Source organism: Exiguobacterium sp. s50, from assembly GCF_018618175.1.
Classification (GTDB): Bacteria; Bacillota; Bacilli; order Exiguobacteriales; family Exiguobacteriaceae; genus Exiguobacterium; species Exiguobacterium chiriqhucha.
In genome coordinates this window covers 359,122-378,544 of sequence record NZ_JACSLP010000001.1, presented here as the reverse complement: position 1 = coordinate 378,544, position 19,423 = coordinate 359,122, and the positions used below count along the sequence as shown (strand labels likewise).

17 protein-coding genes and 1 other annotated feature are annotated in these 19,423 nt (G+C 52.0%); of the genes, 10 read left to right on the top strand and 7 right to left on the bottom strand.

Annotation, left to right across the window (positions count from 1 at the left end; genetic code table 11):
- The first annotated feature begins 8 nt into the window (after nucleotides 1-8).
- The 4 genes from KNP68_RS01955 (at nucleotide 9) to ccpA (ending at nucleotide 3,636) form a co-directional block, all read left to right on the top strand.
- Nucleotides 9-527, top strand: a complete 519-nt coding sequence (locus KNP68_RS01955) for a DUF948 domain-containing protein (protein ID WP_021065587.1) — start codon at nucleotides 9-11, stop codon at nucleotides 525-527.
- A 22-nt stretch (nucleotides 528-549) separates the two neighbouring features.
- Nucleotides 550-1,266, top strand: coding sequence for a YtxH domain-containing protein (locus KNP68_RS01950; protein ID WP_021065588.1), 717 nt, complete (start codon nucleotides 550-552; stop codon nucleotides 1,264-1,266).
- A 138-nt stretch (nucleotides 1,267-1,404) separates the two neighbouring features.
- Nucleotides 1,405-2,496 carry a bifunctional 3-deoxy-7-phosphoheptulonate synthase/chorismate mutase gene (locus tag KNP68_RS01945; protein WP_131471301.1) on the top strand — a complete coding sequence of 364 codons (1,092 nt, stop codon included), beginning with the start codon at nucleotides 1,405-1,407 and terminating at the stop codon, nucleotides 2,494-2,496.
- A 126-nt stretch (nucleotides 2,497-2,622) separates the two neighbouring features.
- On the top strand, nucleotides 2,623-3,636 hold the full coding sequence (ccpA, locus tag KNP68_RS01940; RefSeq protein WP_021065590.1) for a catabolite control protein A: 1,014 nt from the start codon (nucleotides 2,623-2,625) through the stop codon (nucleotides 3,634-3,636).
- A gap of 50 nt (nucleotides 3,637-3,686) precedes the next feature.
- Here ccpA and KNP68_RS01935 read toward each other — a convergent pair whose 3' ends face one another.
- From KNP68_RS01935 to KNP68_RS01925, 3 genes are read right to left on the bottom strand one after another with little or no spacing between them, the layout of a single operon-like run.
- Complete coding sequence (locus KNP68_RS01935; protein ID WP_131471300.1) at nucleotides 3,687-4,856, bottom strand: acetoin utilization protein AcuC; 1,170 nt, start codon at nucleotides 4,854-4,856, stop codon at nucleotides 3,687-3,689.
- Nucleotides 4,853-5,485 carry an acetoin utilization AcuB family protein gene (locus KNP68_RS01930; RefSeq protein WP_021065592.1) on the bottom strand — a complete coding sequence of 211 codons (633 nt, stop codon included), beginning with the start codon at nucleotides 5,483-5,485 and terminating at the stop codon, nucleotides 4,853-4,855. The genes KNP68_RS01935 and KNP68_RS01930 overlap by 4 nt, the downstream gene beginning before the upstream one ends.
- Nucleotides 5,486-5,497: 12 nt before the next feature.
- On the bottom strand, nucleotides 5,498-6,127 hold the full coding sequence (locus tag KNP68_RS01925) for a GNAT family N-acetyltransferase (protein WP_058764004.1): 630 nt from the start codon (nucleotides 6,125-6,127) through the stop codon (nucleotides 5,498-5,500).
- A 155-nt stretch (nucleotides 6,128-6,282) separates the two neighbouring features.
- Here KNP68_RS01925 and acsA point away from each other — a divergent pair, with 155 nt between their 5' ends.
- Nucleotides 6,283-7,989, top strand: a complete 1,707-nt coding sequence (gene acsA, locus KNP68_RS01920; RefSeq protein ID WP_021065594.1) for an acetate--CoA ligase — start codon at nucleotides 6,283-6,285, stop codon at nucleotides 7,987-7,989.
- 44 nt (nucleotides 7,990-8,033) lie between these two features.
- On the opposite strand, the gene KNP68_RS01915 is transcribed toward acsA, so the two are convergent.
- A complete protein-coding gene (locus KNP68_RS01915; RefSeq protein WP_029595166.1) occupies nucleotides 8,034-10,535 on the bottom strand; it encodes a transglycosylase domain-containing protein in 2,502 nt (833 codons plus the stop codon).
- 167 nt (nucleotides 10,536-10,702) lie between these two features.
- Nucleotides 10,703-10,900: a binding site (T-box leader), on the top strand.
- Between the two features lie 47 nt (nucleotides 10,901-10,947).
- Here KNP68_RS01915 and tyrS point away from each other — a divergent pair.
- A complete protein-coding gene (gene tyrS, locus KNP68_RS01910; protein WP_029595167.1) occupies nucleotides 10,948-12,195 on the top strand; it encodes a tyrosine--tRNA ligase in 1,248 nt (415 codons plus the stop codon).
- A gap of 107 nt (nucleotides 12,196-12,302) precedes the next feature.
- The gene (locus tag KNP68_RS01905) at nucleotides 12,303-12,929 is read left to right on the top strand and encodes a GTP pyrophosphokinase (RefSeq protein ID WP_029595168.1); all 627 of its coding nucleotides are present in this window, start codon (nucleotides 12,303-12,305) and stop codon (nucleotides 12,927-12,929) included.
- A gap of 43 nt (nucleotides 12,930-12,972) precedes the next feature.
- Here KNP68_RS01905 and rpsD read toward each other — a convergent pair whose 3' ends face one another.
- Both rpsD and KNP68_RS01895 read right to left on the bottom strand, forming a co-directional pair.
- Entirely contained in the window at nucleotides 12,973-13,572 is a 600-nt protein-coding gene (rpsD, locus tag KNP68_RS01900; RefSeq protein WP_029595169.1) for a 30S ribosomal protein S4, read from the bottom strand.
- Between the two features lie 222 nt (nucleotides 13,573-13,794).
- Complete coding sequence (locus tag KNP68_RS01895) at nucleotides 13,795-14,277, bottom strand: GAF domain-containing protein (RefSeq protein ID WP_021065599.1); 483 nt, start codon at nucleotides 14,275-14,277, stop codon at nucleotides 13,795-13,797.
- Nucleotides 14,278-14,513: 236 nt separating this feature from the next.
- Between KNP68_RS01895 and ezrA the strand changes: the two genes are divergently transcribed.
- Both ezrA and KNP68_RS01885 read left to right on the top strand, forming a co-directional pair.
- A complete protein-coding gene (gene ezrA, locus KNP68_RS01890; protein ID WP_029595170.1) occupies nucleotides 14,514-16,244 on the top strand; it encodes a septation ring formation regulator EzrA in 1,731 nt (576 codons plus the stop codon).
- 74 nt (nucleotides 16,245-16,318) lie between these two features.
- Nucleotides 16,319-17,890 (top strand): amidohydrolase, encoded by a 1,572-nt coding sequence (locus tag KNP68_RS01885; RefSeq protein WP_021065601.1) that lies wholly within the window; start codon nucleotides 16,319-16,321, stop codon nucleotides 17,888-17,890.
- Nucleotides 17,891-17,935: 45 nt separating this feature from the next.
- Here the strand turns inward: KNP68_RS01885 and KNP68_RS01880 are convergent, their stop codons facing one another.
- On the bottom strand, nucleotides 17,936-18,754 hold the full coding sequence (locus KNP68_RS01880) for an NAD kinase (RefSeq protein WP_031199840.1): 819 nt from the start codon (nucleotides 18,752-18,754) through the stop codon (nucleotides 17,936-17,938).
- Between the two features lie 155 nt (nucleotides 18,755-18,909).
- Between KNP68_RS01880 and tpx the strand changes: the two genes are divergently transcribed.
- Nucleotides 18,910-19,398 (top strand): thiol peroxidase, encoded by a 489-nt coding sequence (tpx, locus tag KNP68_RS01875; RefSeq protein ID WP_021065603.1) that lies wholly within the window; start codon nucleotides 18,910-18,912, stop codon nucleotides 19,396-19,398.
- Nucleotides 19,399-19,423 lie beyond the last annotated feature (25 nt).

The following is a 19,423-nucleotide window of genomic DNA, read 5'->3' as shown; positions in this document are numbered from 1 at the left end:
ATGGATGCATGGAAATCACATTAGGAGGCATTGCAGGGCTCGTCGCAGCACTCGCATTTGTCGTACTCGTATTTTTCTTGGCACGTGTCTTGTCGAACGTCAATCGGACACTCGGCAGCGTCGCCAACACAACTGAAAACTTAGAACGTCAATTAGACGGAATCACAATGGAAGTGACGGCGCTCTTACATAAGACGAACCGTCTCGTGGATAACGTCGAGGAGAAAACAGAATTGCTCGCACCGGTGGCACACGCCCTTGATGAGCTCGGCACGTCACTCAACGAAGTGACAGAGTCGGTACGGACGGTTTCTTCTTCTGTTCACGTAGCAGCAGACGAGAATAAAGAGCAGATTGCCCAAGCGGTACGTTGGGGATCGGTCGCTGTAGAATTATTTAAGAAAAACAAAACAGAAACGTCTTCAGACGAACGACCATCACGTCGTCGCGGCCGTCGGGACCGTAAACAAGAACCGACTACGGTTTCACCAGGGTTGATTGCGACAGACGATACAATCAAATCATAACTATCACAAGGAGGAAGTAACGATGACATATGACAAGAACAAGACATATACGAATGAACAGCAATCAAGCGGTGGGTTTTTAGCAGGTGTCGTCCTCGGCGGCGTGATTGGTGCAGCAGTAGCACTCCTCACATCACCGAAGAGCGGACGTGAAGTACGGACATACCTCGACGAGAAAACGGCGACGTCGCGTGAGCGATTGACCGTCAAGTCGAAAGAAGTTCGTGAAAAAGCAGAACCGGTCGTCGGCGAATGGATTAAAGTAGCGAGCGATAAAGCGGCTCCGGTCTTAAACCTCGTCAAAGACAAGGCCCGTGAAGCGGCTGAATTGAAACAACAAGTCGATGAAGACGAATTGTCAATCGAAGAAGCGATGGAGAAAGCTGATCAACTCGTAGCGGAGGCGGAAGCCGAAGTGAAAGAGCAACTCGATAAGGCTTCAGAAGAGCAGTCGAACGAAGCAAAAGATTCGAACGAAGCGAAAGCTTCAAATGAGTCAAACGAGTCGTCGAAGTCAGAAGCGTCGACAGACAAACCGAAACAATCAGACAGTAAGCCGAACGCGAACAAATCGAACGCGACGAAATCGGCTGCAAACAAACAAAACACAACGAGCAGCCGTGACCAGTCGGAAGACTATGAGTCAGACTTCGAGGCACCTGTGAAAGACTTGCTCGACGATGAGTCGAAACAAGAATTGAACAACTTGAAGCAAGACCTTAAAAACGGCAACAAATAAGTGATGACGCGTCCGGGACTAGCCGGGCGCTTTTTTTTGTTGATTTTGTGTCGTCAGCCCATTTCCCTATGACAAAGCGATTAAAGTTCGTTATAATTAGGAATCTGGAAAGAACGGCTTAGAAATGAGAGGGTAATTATGAGTCCACAAGATCAGTTGAATCGATTACGTCGCGAGATGGATGAGTTGAATCGTGAGATGCTCGACTTGTTCAGCCGCCGTGGCACACTCGCTGTTGAGATTGGAAAAGTAAAACGTCTGCAAGGTGTGGAGCGATACGATCCGGTACGTGAACGTGAGATGCTCGACTTCATCGCGGCAGAGAATCCGGGTCCGTTCGAGACGGCTCGCTTGCAACATCTGTTCAAAGAGATGTTTAAAGCTTCGGCCGAACTGCAAGGCGAAGACCGTGACAAGACGCTACTCGTTTCACGGAAACGCCAAGCCGAAGACACGATCGTCACGCTCGATGATGTCAAAATCGGCAATGGACGTCCGCAACTGATTGCGGGACCATGTGCGGTCGAATCGTTTGAGCAAGTGAACGCCGTCGCTGAGAAATTGGCGCTGTCCGGAGTGAAAATCTTGCGGGGCGGGGCGTACAAGCCACGTACTTCACCATACGACTTCCAAGGTCTCGGCTTCGAGGGATTGAAACTGCTGAAGCAAGCGGCAGATCGTCATGACTTACGGGTCATCTCTGAAATCATGACGCCTGGTGCGGTCGAATCGGCACTTCCATACGTGGACATCATCCAAGTCGGTGCGCGCAATATGCAAAACTTCGACTTGCTGAAAGAAGTCGGGAAGACGGATAAACCGGTGCTCTTGAAGCGTGGCTTATCGGCTACGATTGAAGAGTTCATCTATGCGGCCGAGTACATCATGGCGAGCGGCAACAGCCAAGTCATCTTGTGCGAACGCGGTATCCGGACATATGAACGGGCGACACGCAACACGCTCGACATCACCGCGGTCCCGATTTTGAAACAAGAGACGCATTTGCCGGTCATGGTCGACGTGACGCACTCGACAGGACGACGCGACTTGTTACTGCCAGCGGCCAAAGCGGCGCTTGCAGTCGGAGCGGACGGGGTCATGGTGGAAGTACACCCGAACCCGGCCATCGCCTTATCGGATGCCCAGCAACAACTCGATTTCGATCAGTTCGATCAATTCGTGGACGGGCTAACGGCCCAGTTCCCTCAACTTGATTTGGTGAAAAAGTAAGCTTTCCAATTGGAAACGTTTTATATAGCGTGAAGACAGGGTAAAATGATGACAGATACCTGTCTTCCTTTTTTGACACGTTTTTTGAAAATCGTTTGAAAATCATTGCTTGTAGGAGGAGTTTTAATGAATAGTAACAATGTAACCATCTATGATGTCGCACGAGAAGCCGGGGTGTCGATGGCAACCGTCTCACGCGTCGTCAACGGAAACCCGAACGTCAAACCGACGACCCGCAAGAAAGTCCAGGATGCGATTGACCGTCTCGGCTATCGTCCGAACGCTGTCGCACGTGGACTGGCCAGTAAGAAGACGACGACGGTCGGCGTCATCGTCCCAGATATCTCGAACATCTTCTTCGCAGACCTTGCCCGCGGAATCGAGGACGTCGCGACGATGTACAAGTACAACATCATCCTCGGGAACTCGGACTCGAACCGTGACAAAGAGATCCATTTGTTGAACACATTGCTCGGGAAACAAGTCGACGGCATCATTTTCATGGGCGGTCGTCTGCATGAAGACCTCGTCAACGAGTTTAAGAAGTCACCGGTCCCAATCGTCCTCGCGGCGACACTCAACCAAGGGTATGACCTCCCTGCGGTCAACATCGATTATGAGCAAGCGGCATACGACGCGACCGAAATGTTGATTGGCCACGGTCATAAACAAGTCGGCTTCATCACAGGTCCACTCGAGCAACAAATCAATGGCGAGAAGAAATTCTCTGGCTACCGCCGTGCCCTTGACGACGCCGGACTCCCGTTCCGTGAGAGTGACGTCGTCCTTGGGAATTACACGTACGCATCAGGCCTTGAGGCGATGCAGAAGATGCTCGAACGTGACGATTGCCCGAAAGCGATTTTCGCCGGTACGGATGAGATGGCACTCGGTGTCATTCACGCGATTCAAGACGCCGGTTTCTCGGTCCCGAACGATTTTGAAGTCGTCGGCCATGATAACACGCGTCTCGCTACGATGATTCGTCCGAAATTGACGACGGTCGTCCAACCGATGTATGACATCGGTGCCGTTGCCATGCGTCTCTTGACGAAAATCTTGAATGCGGAAGAAGTCGAAGAGAAGAACGTTGTCTTGCCGCACCGCATCGAACGTCGCGATTCGGTACGTCAAGACTGAATAAAAATCCCCTCGCCTGTCGGAGTCACTCCGCGGACGAGGGGATTTTTTTAGACATATATTGATTTGCGATCGTTCGAAATGAACGGCCAGAACGCCCGTTTCGTCACTTCCCAATTTTTCTCCTCAATTTGTTGGCGTCGGGGAATATGTTGGAACGTGTACGGATGGTCATCCCAGCGTGTCGGCAAGGCTAAATCCGCTTTGTCCTGCCACTGCTCGATCCATTCGGACGGAATGTCGCCGCTGTACGGCGCCTCGCGCGTCAGTCCGGCCCACACTTGCGCCCAAGCCCGGGGTACGGTTCGATACCAATCATAGCCGCCGCCGCCGAGGGCGACGAGTCTTCCTTCCGTATACTCGTCGGCAAGTCGAGAGGCGATTTGAGGAATCTGTTCGAACGTCCGAATCGTCGAGGCAAGGTGCGTCAACGGATCAAAGGCATGAGCGTCGGCCCCGTTCTGCGTCACGATGATATCCGGCTTGAACCATTCGCACGCTTCCCGGAACACTGTCTCGTAACAGCGCAAGAACGACTCGTCTTGGGTGAACGCATCGACCGGGACGTTCCAGCTATAGCCGTACCCATTCCCGTTGCCGCGCTCTGTGACGGCTCCTGTCCCCGGGAACAGGTAGCGGCCGGTCTCGTGGATGGATAACGTCATCACATCGTCATCGTCATAAAACAGCCATTGTACGCCGTCTCCGTGGTGGGCGTCAGTATCGACATAGAGGACCCGGCTGCCGTACGCTTTACGGACGTGGGCGATGGCAACCGCTGCGTCGTTATACACGCAAAATCCGGACGCTTTCCGCCTCATCCCGTGATGGAGGCCGCCCCCGACGTGAAAGGCGCGCTCCAGTTTACCGCTCGCGACCAAATCGAGTGCGTGAACGGTGCCCCCGACGAGCCGGGCCGCCCCTTCATGGATGGTTGGGAAAATCGGCGTGTCTTCAGTGCCGAGGCCGAACTTGTTCGCTTTCAATGTCGACAGCTCACCGGCCGCCGCCGCTTGAACCGCTTCGATATAATCAAGGTCATGGACGAGCGCGAGCGACTCGACCGAGGCGAGGGACGGGGCGATGCACTCGGAGGCCTGAAGTTTACCTGAGGCGATGAGCAGGGACGTCGTCAGCTCCAGGCGGACCGGATTGAACGGATGATCCGCATGGAAGCGGTACGAGTTCTCGTTCTCCCCGAATATGTAGGCCGGTCTCATTGGGACATCTCCGGACCGAGCACGTCATAACCTTCGCGTTTCAACCGTTCGATGATGCGGAGCGGATTCATCGTCTGGACGCGGAACGAGATGATGCGTTTATACGGGTCGGGCGTCGGGTGAACGAACACGTTGATGATGTTGACGTTCGTCTTGGCGAGGAGCCGGGTCACTTTCTCGAGCGTCCCCGTCGTGTTCTCGACCAAGAGCTCAATCTGAGAGCTCGGCTCGAGCGCGCCCGTCAATTGGACGAAGTAACGCAATAAGTCTGTCTCGGTCAAGACGCCGACGAGTTTGCCTTGTTCGACAATCGGCAGGCAGGTCAGGCGATACTCATAAAACAGAGCGGCCGCATCTTCGAAGAAGTCGTACGGATGTGCCGTCGTCACATCTTGACGCATGATGCTCGAAACGGGGTTTTTGAAGTCGGCGCTCTCGCTCTCCGGATGGAACACGCTCGTCGCTCCGCTCATCTCGAACTGGCCGACGATTCCGACGACTTGTCGGGCCGGGTTGGTGACGATGAGATGGCGCACTTTATGATCACGCATGAGCTTGGCCGCATGGGCGATCGTGTTGGTCGGTTGAATCGTCACGACATGACGGTTCATCATTTGTTCAATCAACATCCAGGTCCCTCCTTAGTCATACATGAACCGGCGCCGCAGCCGGAGCGAATCGAAATGGTCGATCGTTTCTTGCCGGACGTTCTTGCCAATCCGTGCCATGAGACAGTTGGCCGGATGCGAGGCAATCTCCGGGTCATCGGTCGGGAAGAAGACGAGTCCGCCGTGGTTCATCATCTTTTCCATCACTTTCCGATAGTCCCAGATAGAGAGCCCGCTCCCTTTCAAGTCCCAGTGCCAATAATATTCGGTCGTCAAAATCAAGAAGTCATCCATATGCGAGTCCATCATTGACACTTCGAGCAGTTGCTTGCCGATCCGTTGGCCACGGAAGCGCGGGCTCACTTCGATCGCGCCGAGCTCGAGGATATAGGGGTCGTTCCCTTCACTCCAACGTTCATATGGGTCCGGATATAAATACGTGACATAACCGATGACGAGGTCATCGACGCGGGCCACGATGATGCGGCCTTCTTTCAAGTCAGCGATTTCGACGAGCGCCTTGTGTTGGTCCTCAGGTTCACGAAATGCGGTCAATCCCTCATCGAGCCGATACGTGGCCAACACGTCGCTCTCGATCGGTCCATCGATGATTACGGCTCCGAGTGAGGTTTCCCACACCTTTGAATGATATTGTTTTTCCATGGAGTCACCACCTTTTCCACCTTCTATTATAGCGCTTTCATTTAGCTTGTTTCACACTCTTTTGGAGATTTTGGAAATTCATTGATTTGTCATAATATTAACACTATACTGAAAGTGGTTATACCATTCATTACAGGGGAGGCGAATCTTTAGCGATGGAAAAATTGAAAGCGTTATCAGGGGAACATCAATTGGCGTCGTATGAAGATGCTTGTCAGTCGTTCGAGTGGACACAAGCAGAAGCATTATTTTCTTGGAATTTGACGGGGAACGTCAACATGGCATACGAAGCAATCGACCGTCACGCAGAAGGTGAACTCGCCACGAAGCTGGCGTTGCTCTATTTCGATGGGGAACGAGAAGAGCGCTACACGTATGAGGACATGAAACGAGAAAGCAATCGGGCCGGAAACGTTCTGAAATCGGTTGGAGTGGAGAAAGGCGACCGCGTCTTCATCTTCATGCCACGGAGTCCAGAACTTTATTTTATTTTGCTCGGTACACTCAAGCTCGGGGCGATCGTCGGTCCGTTGTTTGAGGCGTTCATGGAGCAAGCCGTCCACGACCGTCTGCTCGACTCGGAAGCGAAAGTCATCGTCACGACCGAGGCGCTCCTACCGCGTATCCCGGTCGATCAACTCCCGCACTTGGAGACGATTTTAATCGTCGGTGACGAGGTAAAAGAGGCAGGGAAAATCATCGACTACCGCAAATTGGCGGGTGATGCCTCGACCGATCTCGACATCACGTGGGTCGACCGCGAAGACGGCATGATTTTGCATTATACGTCAGGGTCGACCGGGAAACCGAAAGGTGTCTTGCATGTCCATAACGCCATGGTGCAGCATTTGATGACCGGCAAATGGGTGCTCGACTTGCAACCGGACGACATTTACTGGTGCACAGCCGATCCAGGTTGGGTGACGGGTACGAGCTATGGGATTTTCGCACCGTTCTTGAACGGGGCGACGAACGTAATCGTCGGGGGACGATTCAATCCTGAGTTCTGGTATTCGGTCATCGAACGGTTCGGTGTCACGGTCTGGTACAGCGCGCCGACAGCGTTCCGGATGCTCATGGGTGCCGGAGAAGAGGCGTTTGAAAAATATGATTTGTCGTCACTCCGCCATATCCTGTCGGTCGGAGAACCGCTCAATCCGGAAGTCATTCGTTGGGGGAACGAATCGTTCGGATTACGGATTCATGACACGTGGTGGATGACAGAGACCGGCGCGATGATGATTTGTAACTATCCGACGATGGATATCAAACCGGGGTCGATGGGCAAAGCCATCCCGGGTTGTGAAGCGGCCATCTTAGACGACCGCGGTCAACCACTCCCGCCGCACCGGATGGGCAACTTGGCACTCAAGACGCCATGGCCGTCGATGATGCGGAAAATTTGGAAGAATGACGCCAAGTATGAGAGTTACTTCTGGGGAGACTGGTACGTCTCGGGTGACTCGGCGTATATGGACGAGGACGGTTACTTCTGGTTCCAAGGCCGCGTCGATGACGTCATCATGACGGCAGGGGAGCGGGTCGGTCCGTTCGAAGTCGAGAGTCGTCTCGTCGAGCACCCAGCTGTCGCCGAGGCAGGGGTCATCGGGAAACCGGACCCGGTCCGCGGGGAGATCATCAAGGCGTTCATCGCGCTCCGTAAAGGCTATGAGCCGTCGGACGAGTTGAAGGCGGAGATTCAAAAGTTCGTCAAAGAAGGACTCGCGGCTCACGCGGCTCCGCGTGAGATCGAGTTCAAAGACAAATTGCCGAAAACGCGAAGCGGGAAAATCATGCGTCGCGTCTTGAAAGCATGGGAGTTGAACCTCGAGACGGGTGACTTATCGACAATGGAAGATTGAACGACAAAAGGTCGACACGCGATGTGTCGACCTTTCTTGTCGGATTAGGCGCCGTCTGCAGCTTCGGCGTCTTCTTTCTTCTTGTCTTCCTCAGCCTTTTTCTCAGCTTCGGCTTTCTTCTTTGCTTCTTCTTCAGCTTTCTTCTTATCAGCTTCCGCTTTTTTCTTTGCGTCGGCTTCTGCTTTCGCTTTTGCGTCAGCCGCTGCCTTTTCCTTCGCAGCAGCGTCAGCTTCTTGTTTCTCTTCTTCAGCTTCCTGTTTCTGCTCTTCAGCCTCTTGTTTCTTCTCTTCGGCTTCTTGTTTCTTCTTCGCCTCTTCTTCGGCTTTCTTCTTCGCTTCCTCTTCCTTCTTCTTCTCTTCGACTTTTTTCTTCTCAGAGAATGAACCAGAGTCCTTGAAGTCAGCGGCAGAAACACTAGAAGGCTGGGTAAAGCGTGCACCCGCGTTGAAGATTTCAGGATTATCGGCGAATACGCGGTTGGCAGTCTGTGACCAGATACGTTGTGTCCGTTGATAATATTGACCGACTTCATAGCTGTTTTGCATCTCAGCTAATTGTGAGTCAAAACCAGACCACACGGCGAGCGTGACGTTCGGGTTCGAACCGACCAAGTACGAATCGCGTCGTTCGTTCGTCGTACCAGATTTACCCATCCAATCGCCAGGGACATTTAAGAGCGATTTGGCATACGTCGCTGTTCCTGACGTATAGACATCACGCAACATGTCGATGACGAGATAAGACGTACGGTCAGTATAGATGCGTGTCTTTTTCGCTTTTTTCTCGAAGATGGTCTCACCGTTATATTCGATGCGTTCGATGAAGTATGGCTCGACATGTTCGCCGTAGTTTGCGAGCATCGCGTAAGATGCGGCCAAGTTGACCGGGCTGACTTCTCCGACGCCTAGAGCCATCGATGATGCATTTCGGTTCGCTTCCGATACTTCGATGCCCATATCGACGAGTTTTTGCGTATCAGCAGTTTTCTGGTTCCGTTCTTCGTAAATCTTAACGGCAGGGACGTTGAGGGAACGCTTCAATGCCTCGCGGGCCGTCACCGGACCGTTATGCGTTCTGCTCTCATTTAAAACTTCTTTTTTAGGCTGTCCCGGACCGGTAAATTTGTAGAAATACTCTTCGTCTAAAATGACCGTCTCAGGTGTGATCATTCGAGCTTCAATCGCGTTGGCATACACCAAAATTGGCTTGGCCGTCGATCCGATTTGACGCTCCATGCGCATGGCGCGGTTTACTTCATCTGTCTTGCCGTTAATATAACGACCACCGACAAAACCAAGGATGCGCCCTGTTTTGTTTTCAATCATGATTGATGCCGTCTGTTCAGGCAATGTCCGATCTTCTTCTTTGATGTATTGATCTTTATCAAAGTTATTGGCATTTTTAGCCGGTTGTTGCATCGCCTCATGAACTTTTTTGTCAAGCGTCATATGAATCTTGAATCCACCCTGACGCAACATATTGTGTGCACGTTTGGCATATGTTGACCGGATGGTATTTTGTTCTTCCGTTTTTAAATCTGACAAGACGATGCCGTCTTGTTCAAGCAAGTAGTTCGTGACGATTTGTCGGGCTTGTAGTTCAGCTTCTTGCACAACATACGGATAGCGGTCACGCGGCTTCGATTGCGTCTTCATGAAGTCTTTTGTGATGTCGTAGTTGTATGCAGCGTCGTAGTCTTTTTTCGTGATCTTCCCGGCGACGTACATCCGGTTGAGTACCGTCTTCATCCGGTTGATGGCCGGTGCCACGTCCTCTTTAATGACACCGCCTTGGTAATACGGTGTATAAAGGAACGGGTTTTTCGGAATCCCGGCGAGGAAAGCGGCTTGTGGTAACGTCAACTTCTCAGCCGATGTGTTGAAGACACCGCGAGCGGCTGCTTCAATCCCTGAGATGTTGCGTCCCATCGAGTTTCGTCCGAATGAGACGACGTTCAAGTACGCGTTCAAGATCTCATCTTTGTTCATTGCTTTCTCGAGGCGAAGGGCGAGTAAAATCTCTTTCGCTTTTCGTTCGAACGACACTTCGTTCGTCAGCATTTGGTTCTTGATGAGCTGTTGTGTGAGCGTAGAGCCACCGGTCCGATCTTCCGAACCGGTCGCTTCTTGTAAGATGGCACGGAGCGTCGCTTTCGGGACGACACCATCGTGTTCGTAAAACTCGACGTCCTCTGTGGCGAGTAACGCGTCGACGACGAACGGAGAAACTTTGTCGACGGCGACGGGAATCCGTACTTCATCCGTCGTATAGTTTCCGATTCGTTCACCGCTTCCAAAATAAATGTCAGAAGTCGATGAGTACGTGTTGATTTGTGACGTCATCGTCTTATAAGCGGGTGCCGGCATATCCTTGACGAGTGAAGCGAAATAACCCGCTCCGATCCCGGCGCCTAAAAATCCAATGAGAACGACCGATATAATCGTTAGGAGCAGAACGTTCCAGGATACATCGTAAAATACATTGGCATAACGGCGGGCTTTCAAGGACTTTGGTTGGTTCCATGTGTCTCGAATCTTTTGCAGCATGACAGCCTCCTTAATATGGTGTAAAACTATTTTGGACAGTAATATATACGATTATAGCACAAGTCATTGCCGACCTTCCTCCCAATCAACTGTCGGCTGCAAGTTTCCATCTTCCAGTTGACAATTTGGAAATAGAACTTATAAAATGTAAAGCATAGTCCATAAACAAAGATGCTATGAAGAAAGCGAAGTAGTCGACTGACCGCTTGTCCAGAAAGCTAGTGGGTGCTGTGAACTAGCCAATGTCAATCGATGAATTACACTTTTGGAGCGTGCCGTTCGGCCGGGTCGAGACCGTTATCTCTCGCTACAAGTGGCCACAGCTGTGGCAATTAGGGTGGTACCGCGGAATCTCCGTCCCTTCTCATATGAGAAGGGACGTTTTTTTATGTCAATCGAAGGAGTGGAACAGATGGAATTATTGAAGGATTTAGAATTTCGAGGTCTCGTCAACCAAATGACGGACGAAGCAGGATTGAAAGAACAGTTGAACAAACCGACGACGCTTTACACCGGGTTCGACCCGACGGCGGACTCGCTTCATATCGGGCACTTGCTCCCGATTTTAACACTCAAACGTTTCCAAGAGGCGGGACACCACGTCATCGCCCTCGTCGGTGGCGCGACTGGGATGATCGGTGACCCATCAGGTCGTTCGGACGAGCGTTCGCTCAACACGCTCGACACGGTCAAACAGTTCTCGGATCGAATCAAAGACCAATTGAGCCGTTTCCTCCCGCTCGAAGGTGAGAATCCAATCTCTATCCGCAACAACTACGAATGGACGGAAGAGTTATCGATTATCGATTTCTTACGTGATATCGGGAAACACTTCCCGATCAGCTACATGCTCGCCAAAGACTCGGTCGACTCACGTTTGGAGAACGGAATCTCGTACACGGAATTCTCATACATGTTGTTGCAATCGTTCGACTTCTTGAAGTTGTACGAAAACGAGAACTGCCGCCTTCAAGTCGGGGGCAGCGACCAGTGGGGCAACATCACGGCTGGACTCGAACTCATCCGCCGCTTCGGTCACTCAGAGAAGGCGTTCGGGTTGACGGTGCCGCTCGTGACGAAGTCGGACGGTCAAAAATTCGGGAAGACGGCCGGTGGTGCAGTCTGGCTCGACGCCGATAAGACGACGCCGTACGAGTTTTACCAGTTCTGGATTAACGTCGACGACGCTGACGTCATCAAGTTCATCAAATACTTCACGTTCATGTCGCACGAAGACATCTTGGCGCTCGAAGCAGAAGTGGTCGCTGCACCGGAGAAGCGTGTCGCCCAACGTCGTCTCGCTGAAGAGATGACAAAACTCGTCCACGGAGAAGCGGGTCTTGATCAAGCGCAACGCATCACGACTGCCTTCTTTAGTGGCGACTTAAAAACGCTCAAACCAGAAGACATGGATGCCGCATTCAAGGGCATGCCACAGTTCGAGCTCGAAGGCGAGCGCAACCTTGTCGACCTTCTCGTCGAAGCGAAGATTGCACCATCGAAACGTCAAGCCCGTGAAGACGTTCAAAACGGGGCGATTTACTTGAACGGGGAGCGGGAGCAGTCGCTGGATAAGACGGTGACACGCGCCGATACGCTCGGTGAGTTCACCATCATCCGTCGCGGTAAGAAAAAATACTTCGTGATCCGTCACGTCTGATGCATGCGTCCATGTCCGCCAATGTTGCGAACATGGACGTTTTTTTCTGACTCAACATCGATTCGGTCTGCTACGATAGCAAGTATAGACGACAAGGAGGCTTTGTTATGGACATTGAAGAATTTTTTGGCGAGCAGTTCCATCAATGGCGGGAGCGATTCCGGTACTACGAGATGGCGATCACTGAACTCGAGAGCGATCTCGGCATCATCGACCTCGATTGGCAGACGCGGCTCGGCTATTCGCCGATTGAACACGTGAAGACGAGGATGAAGACGTTGCCGTCCATCATTCGGAAGATGAATCAAAAAGGGCTTCCCCTCGAAGTGGAAGCGCTGTGGGACAATATATCTGACGTCGCCGGAGTGCGAATCGTCACGAGTTTTCGTGATGACATCTACGCCATCCTCGATCATTTGAAAAAACGGGACGATTTAGAAATTGATGAGATTAAGGATTACATCCAACATCCGAAACCGAGCGGCTATCGGAGCTTGCATCTCATCGTCCGAACGAAAGTGTATTTGGCGGAACGCGTCATCTGGGTGCCAGCCGAGATTCAAATTCGCACGCTCGCCATGGATTTTTGGGCGGCGACGGAGCATAAACTTCATTATAAATACCAGCACGTCGTCCCGGAGACGTCGAAACTCGAGTTGATTGAAGCGGCGAAGATGGCGGATGCGCTCGATACCCAGATGGGCCGGATTCGTGAACAGATTTTAAAGAAATAAAAAAATCCCCTTTCCTGCCGAGGCAGGGAAGGGGATAAAAGCATTAACGTGAGTAGTACTCAACGATGAGTTGCTCTTTGATTTGGTCGTTCAATTCAGCGCGCTCAGGAAGACGTACGAATGTACCTTCGAGCTTCTCAGCATCGAATGTGACGTAGTCTTTTGTAGCTGGTGCTACTTCGAGAGCTTCAGCGATCGCTTTGAAGTTTTTAGACTTCTCGCGAACTGAAATGACTTGACCTGGTTTTACACGGTAAGACGCGATGTCTACACGTGAACCGTCAACTTGGATGTGACCGTGGTTGACGAGTTGGCGCGCTCCGCGACGTGTGCGAGCGAGACCCATACGGTAAACGAGGTTGTCAAGGCGTGACTCGAGCAAGAACATGAAGTTCTCACCGTGGATACCTTGCATTTTCCCAGCATCGTTGAAGATGCGACGGAATTGCTTCTCGTTGATTCCGTACATGTGACGGAGTGCTTGCTTCGCTTGAAGCTGAAGACCGTATTCAGAGATTTTACGACGACCATTTCCGTGTTGACCTGGTGCGTAAGGACGTTTTGCTAATTCTTTACCCGTTTCGCTAAGCGAGATGCCTAAGCGACGCGAGAGTTTCCAAGCTGGACCTGTGTAACGAGCCATGTTTGGACTCCTCCTTGTTGTTCATGTATTTTGCACAAAAGAACAACGGTGTCAAAGACGGGTGACGCCCCTTTCTAGGTTCAAGCACCTTCACTTGATAGCGAAGCTACGAGATGCTCCTCCGACTCAGTCGAGGCCCGAAAGGTGGATACGTCTGTCAATGACTGCTATCGTCATTTCATGCACAAAAATCAGTATACGACGAAACGATTCGCTTGTCAATCAGATGAAGCGAAGTAATGTCTGGCAAAATTGCTCGAGCCCTTGGCGATCGACATCTGAGAAGCGGTCGAACTCGGGGCTGTCGATATCGAGGACACCGATCGTCTTGCCGTCGCGAACGAGCGGGACGACGATTTCTGAGTTAGAAGCCGCGTCACAAGCGATATGGCCCGGGAATTGATGGACGTCTGCGATGAGTTGCGTCTCTTGCGTCGAGGCCGCCGTGCCGCAAACTCCTTTACCGAACGCGATATGGACACAAGCCGGAAGGCCTTGGAACGGCCCGAGGATGAGGGCGTCTTCTCCCTCTGTTAAATAGAAGCCGACCCAGTTGATGCGGTCGAGGAACTGGTTGAGCAATGCGCTCGCGTTCGATAGGTTGGCGACACGGTTCGTCTCGCCTTCTAGAAGTGCTGCCAGCTGTTTATTGAGCATGTCGTACCCGGCGGCCAAATCGCCGGTGTAAGTCGTTGTTTGAAACATTTGATTCCCTCCTATGAATGAATGCATGATGAATTAGCATTATGGTACACGCATTTTTTCGGTTTGTCTTCTCAAAAGATTCGCGTGGAAAATAACATTCTCTCCCTAAACCGTTGGAAAACCTATGCAAATCATTGGTTCTATAATATGATTAGTATTATCTATACTCATAAAATACTTCATTTATTCATTTAGATACATAAGTCCACGAAAGCGGCTTGGAGGTTGTGACAGAGATGGATTACGGAATCTACGGAATTTTAATTGGAATCATTGTCATCGTATTAGGGGCCATGCTGGGAAGCATGCTCGTGCGAAGGAATTTTTACCAGAAAATTGATGATTTAGACATGCGCAAACAAAGTGTGCTCAGCGCCAGTGTGCCGGCTGAACTGCAGAAGTTCAAACAATGGCCGATGGAAGGCGAGACGAAAGAGAAGTTCGAACGGTGGCATCAGTCGTGGGACGAACTCGTCAGCGTACATACGGGACAAATCGATGAGGCGCTCTATCATGCCGAAGAAGATTTGGACAAATATCGCTTCCTTAAAGTGAAATCCGATTTGAACGCGACGGAACAGTTGATTGAAGAGCTCGAGTCGATGGTACACGCCATGCTCGATGAGATGGATGAGTTCAATCAACACCATTCGTCGCTTCTCGATATCGTCAAAAAAGACGAGAAAGAGTTGTATCAATTCCGGAAGACGCTCGTCGCCCAAAACAGTGCGTTTGGCCCGACATACGAGCTCGTCGAGTCTGAAATCGCGGCAGCGGAAGCGAAGCGGACCGAGATGATCACGTTGAAGCAGGAAGGACAAGTGTCGGAGGCGTATATCGCCGGCCAAGTCTTGTCTGAGAAAGTGACGAAGATTCGTGAACTCGTCGGCGTCATCCCGCAGTTCGTGCGCACGGTGCAAATCGATTTGAAACAACAGCTCAACCAGTTGCGTTCGGGTCATAAAGAGATGCAAATGGACGGCTACGCGCTTGAGCCGCTCGGTTTAATGGAAGAGATCGAGCAAGCGGAAGATCGCCGGGCCGCGCTCATGGACCGGATTGAACAACTCGACTTCGATCATTTCGAGATGGACATGCAACAGCTCAGCTCGGACATCGATCAGCTGTTCGAAGCGTTCCGGACCGAAGTCGATGCACGCCAATACGTGAAAAAAGAATTCGCGACCGTGAAAGAACGTGACCGCCAGACGAGTGAAGTCATGGCTCGTCTCCATCAAGAGATGACCCGCCTCGTCAGCAATTACGAGATTAATGCCCGTGTCGGCGAAGAGTTTGAACAGCTCGAAAGGGAGCGTGCGACGCTCACAGCGAACGTACTCGACATCGAACAGGCGCTCGTCGCCCAGATGATTCCGTTCAGCATGATTAAATCAAAAGTACAAGAAGCGAAACGTTCGCTCGATCAGTTCAGTGCGATGCATGAACGGTTCATCGAGAACACGAACTCCCTTCGCAAAGAAGAACTCGAAGTCCGCAACAAACTCGAGTCATGGAAGCGCGAACTGTCTGCCCATCGCCGTTTGCTCGCGAAGAGCGCCATGCCGGTCGTTCCGACTGATTTGACGAGCGATATGCGCCAGTTGCAAAAAGGCGTGCAATCGTTGGATGAACAGTTCGAGAAAGCACCGTTTAATATGACGTATATCGTCGGCCTCAGCCACGACGTCGAAGAGACGATGGACAACTTCCGGGACCGGGTCAAAGCGCTCTTGCGCCAAGTCACGTACGCCGAACAGCTTCTGCAGTATGCGAACCGCTATCGCCGTCGCGACAACGAGGTGCATATCGCCTTGACGCTCGCCGAGAACAAGTTTTTACATGGTGAGTATGGGACGGCCGTCGAGATTGGCGAGCGTGTCCTCGGACGTTTCGATGAAGGTGCGGCCCGTGAGATTCGCCAACGTGTCGAAAAAGGATTGGAACAGCAAGAGCTATTACGAAAATAATGATGCATGAAGATTGACGTAAACGGGAATTAACGTGTACGTCAATCTTTTTTGAATCGAGGAGGAATTTTGTGATGGGAACGCTATGGGTTAACGGAAAGATTTATACGATGAACAAAGAGCATGAACAAGCTCGTGCCATGTACGTGGAGCACGGCCGGATCTTGAAGATGGGGGAAGAAGGCCACCTTCGTCGTACATACGCCGGAAGAATCAAGCAAATTGTGAATCTTGAAGGGAAGAGCGTCTATCCGGCGTTCACCGACTCACACATCCACTTGATCGGGTACGGGGAAGCGCTCGACCGGATCGATGCGACCGAGACGACGGACTTGCAAGCTCTGCTCGAATCGATGAAGCAAAAGGGTGGAAACGACGATTGGATCGTCGCGGAAGGGTTCAATGACCGTCTGCTTGGCGAAATGCCGACGCGTGAGATGATTGATGCCGTCATTCCGGACCGCCCCGTCGTCTTGAAACGGGTCTGTCGCCACGTTGCCGTCGTCAACTCGAAAGGGTTGGAACGGCTCGGCTTGATTCATCATACCGTCATCGAAGGCGGGAAGCTCGGACGCGATGCGGACGGCAAGTTGAACGGGGTACTGTACGATGCGGCGCTCGACCTGCTCCACAAAGAGCTGGGCGGGAATCGCGAGAAAAATGTCGCCTCGCTCCACCGGGCCATCGACTCTCTGTTCGCCCACGGCATCGTCAATGCCCATACGGAAGACTTGTTCTATCACGGTGACCCGCTCGAGACGATTCAAGCGTATGAAGACGTGTTGGCGGACCTCCCGTTCCACGCGCATCTGCTCGTCCATGAACAAGTCGTCGATACGTTGATTCGTCACGATGCGCTCGCCAAGCGCCCGCGTTTTGATTTCGGGGCGATGAAATTGTTCGTCGACGGATCGTTCGGGGGACGGACGGCACTCTTGTCGGAACCGTACACGGATGATCCGGCACAGCGGGGAATCGAGGTCCATCGTCCGGATCATCTCGAGGCGCTTGTCAAAAAGGCGCGGTCCTACGGGATGAACGTGGCGGCCCACGTGATTGGGGACGCCGCCGCCGAACAGTTCATCACGCTGCTTGAGAAATATCCGGCCAAGCGCGGGACGAGAGACCGAATCATTCACGCTTCACTCTTGAACGACGCGCTCTTGAAACGGATTCAAGCGTTGCCGGTGTTGATTGATGCCCAACCGATTTTCTTGTCGGACGACATGAACTTGTTGTTCGATCGGCTCGGCAACGACCGCGTCGATGACGCCTACCGCTTCAAATCGATGCTCGATACGGGAGCGCTCGTCCTTGGAGGCAGTGACGCCCCGATTTCTACCGTCGATGTACGGAAAGGTTTGTATGCGGCGGTCACCCGTCAGTCATTTGAGGAGTCAGGGGCGCTCAACCCGCCGGAACGCCTATCGATGTATGAGGCGCTCCGTAGCTTCACGTATGCACCACGTGTCGCCACAGGCACACACGGACGCGACGGCTTGTTGATTCAGAGCTATAACGCGACGTTCACAGTGTGGGAAGAGGACTTCTTCGACTTGCGTGGACGCGACATCCTCGACAACCGACTCGTCATGACGGTCGTCGACGGGGCTCCGGTATACGAGGCCGACGTCGTCAACACGTAATAAAAAAAGGCTAGCCATCCACGAGGACGGCTAGCCTTTTGTCGTTTAGAAGAATGAGCGTTGGACTTTGTGCCAGAACGAGTTGTTTTTCAGTTTGACCGTCTTGATGACCTGGTCAGACAGTTCGATATCGATGCGGTCTGTATACTTCAAGCTGAGCGCCTCGTTGTCCATGCCGATAATCGGATAGTCGTTCCCGTCCTCAACGATGCGGAGCGAGAGTTTGCGTGAGTCGTGCACGATGAACGACGAGCCGAGCGTGCGGTAACGATTATTGTTCACCGAGGCGATCTCGCTCACTTGCATACATGGGATGAGCGGGTCGACGATGGCGCCGTCGAGTGATTTGTTGTACGCTGTCGAGCCGGTCGGTGTCGAGACGACCATGCCGTCACCGCGGAACGTCTCGAAATGGAGGTCGTCGATGTACACTTCGATGGCGAGCGATTTGATGATACTCGACTTGATTGAGGCTTCGTTCAAACAAAGCATCGGAGTCGATTCATTGATGGATGCCGACAAGAGCGGGTATTTCCGCACTTCGAGACCGGCTTCGATACGGGCGCTGTTGTCCGAGAACAAGCGATCGACTTCGTCGAGTTTATGTATATCGAAGTCGCAATAAAACTCGTTCAAGCCGCGGCCAAACCCGACGTAGATAGCATCTTGACGGAATCCTGTATAGCGGACGGCCTGCAAGAACGCGCCATCTCCCCCGATGGCGACGATGATGTTGGCGTCTTCAGGACGATTGACGACGTTGAAGCCGTATTTCTCACCGATTTCGATTAATTTCTTTACTTCTTTTGTAAAGTCGTTGACGTTACGATGGTACAAAAAAACGTTGTTTCTCATCCTAGTCATCCCCTTTGTCAATTGAGTCTCTTTCATTATACAGCGTTTTAGACGCTCGATATAGGGAAAATCACAATCAGGCCGTCTGAGGCAGGATGCTTGTCATCGAGACGGCGCCATCGCTATGATGAAGAAGTATAAATCATGCAAAAGGGGATGAAACGATGCCAACATTTAAAGGCAATACCGTTACACTGCAAGGGAACCCGGTCAAAGTCGGAGATACTGCACCGGACTTTACAGCGCTCACGACGGCACTTGAAGAGGTGACGCTCGCGTCATACCCAGGCAAGAAATTGATTAGTGTCGTTCCATCGATCGACACAGGTGTCTGTGACACGCAAACACGCGCATTCAACGAGAAGGCGTCATCGCTCGGCGGTACCGTCTTGACGGTGTCAAACGACTTACCGTTTGCACAGCGTCGCTGGTGTGCGGCGTCAGGACTTGATAATGTCGTCATGTTATCGGATCACCGCGACCAATCGTTCGCGAAATCGTACGGCGTATTGATGGAAGAACTCCGTCTTCTCGCACGTTCGGTATTCGTCATCGACTCGGCCGGTACGGTCCAGTACGTCCAGTACATGGATGAGATGACTGAGGAAGTTGATTTCGATGCGGCGCTCGAGGCGTTTGACGCTGCGAACTGATTCGCTTGGCGAAACGACCACGAAT

Bases quoted from the DNA above. Each gene is read 5' to 3' on its own strand.
- KNP68_RS01955 (WP_021065587.1), top strand. From the start codon at position 9: ATGGAAATCACATTAGGAGGCATTGCAGGGCTCGTCGCAGCACTCGCA.
- KNP68_RS01950 (WP_021065588.1), top strand. From the start codon at position 550: ATGACATATGACAAGAACAAGACATATACGAATGAACAGCAATCAAGC.
- KNP68_RS01945 (WP_131471301.1), top strand. From the start codon at position 1,405: ATGAGTCCACAAGATCAGTTGAATCGATTACGTCGCGAGATGGATGAG.
- ccpA (WP_021065590.1), top strand. From the start codon at position 2,623: ATGAATAGTAACAATGTAACCATCTATGATGTCGCACGAGAAGCCGGG.
- KNP68_RS01935 (WP_131471300.1), bottom strand. From the start codon at position 4,856: ATGAGACCGGCCTACATATTCGGGGAGAACGAGAACTCGTACCGCTTC.
- KNP68_RS01930 (WP_021065592.1), bottom strand. From the start codon at position 5,485: ATGTTGATTGAACAAATGATGAACCGTCATGTCGTGACGATTCAACCG.
- KNP68_RS01925 (WP_058764004.1), bottom strand. From the start codon at position 6,127: ATGGAAAAACAATATCATTCAAAGGTGTGGGAAACCTCACTCGGAGCC.
- acsA (WP_021065594.1), top strand. From the start codon at position 6,283: ATGGAAAAATTGAAAGCGTTATCAGGGGAACATCAATTGGCGTCGTAT.
- KNP68_RS01915 (WP_029595166.1), bottom strand. From the start codon at position 10,535: ATGCTGCAAAAGATTCGAGACACATGGAACCAACCAAAGTCCTTGAAA.
- tyrS (WP_029595167.1), top strand. From the start codon at position 10,948: ATGGAATTATTGAAGGATTTAGAATTTCGAGGTCTCGTCAACCAAATG.
- KNP68_RS01905 (WP_029595168.1), top strand. From the start codon at position 12,303: ATGGACATTGAAGAATTTTTTGGCGAGCAGTTCCATCAATGGCGGGAG.
- rpsD (WP_029595169.1), bottom strand. From the start codon at position 13,572: ATGGCTCGTTACACAGGTCCAGCTTGGAAACTCTCGCGTCGCTTAGGC.
- KNP68_RS01895 (WP_021065599.1), bottom strand. From the start codon at position 14,277: ATGTTTCAAACAACGACTTACACCGGCGATTTGGCCGCCGGGTACGAC.
- ezrA (WP_029595170.1), top strand. From the start codon at position 14,514: ATGGATTACGGAATCTACGGAATTTTAATTGGAATCATTGTCATCGTA.
- KNP68_RS01885 (WP_021065601.1), top strand. From the start codon at position 16,319: ATGGGAACGCTATGGGTTAACGGAAAGATTTATACGATGAACAAAGAG.
- KNP68_RS01880 (WP_031199840.1), bottom strand. From the start codon at position 18,754: ATGACTAGGATGAGAAACAACGTTTTTTTGTACCATCGTAACGTCAAC.
- tpx (WP_021065603.1), top strand. From the start codon at position 18,910: ATGCCAACATTTAAAGGCAATACCGTTACACTGCAAGGGAACCCGGTC.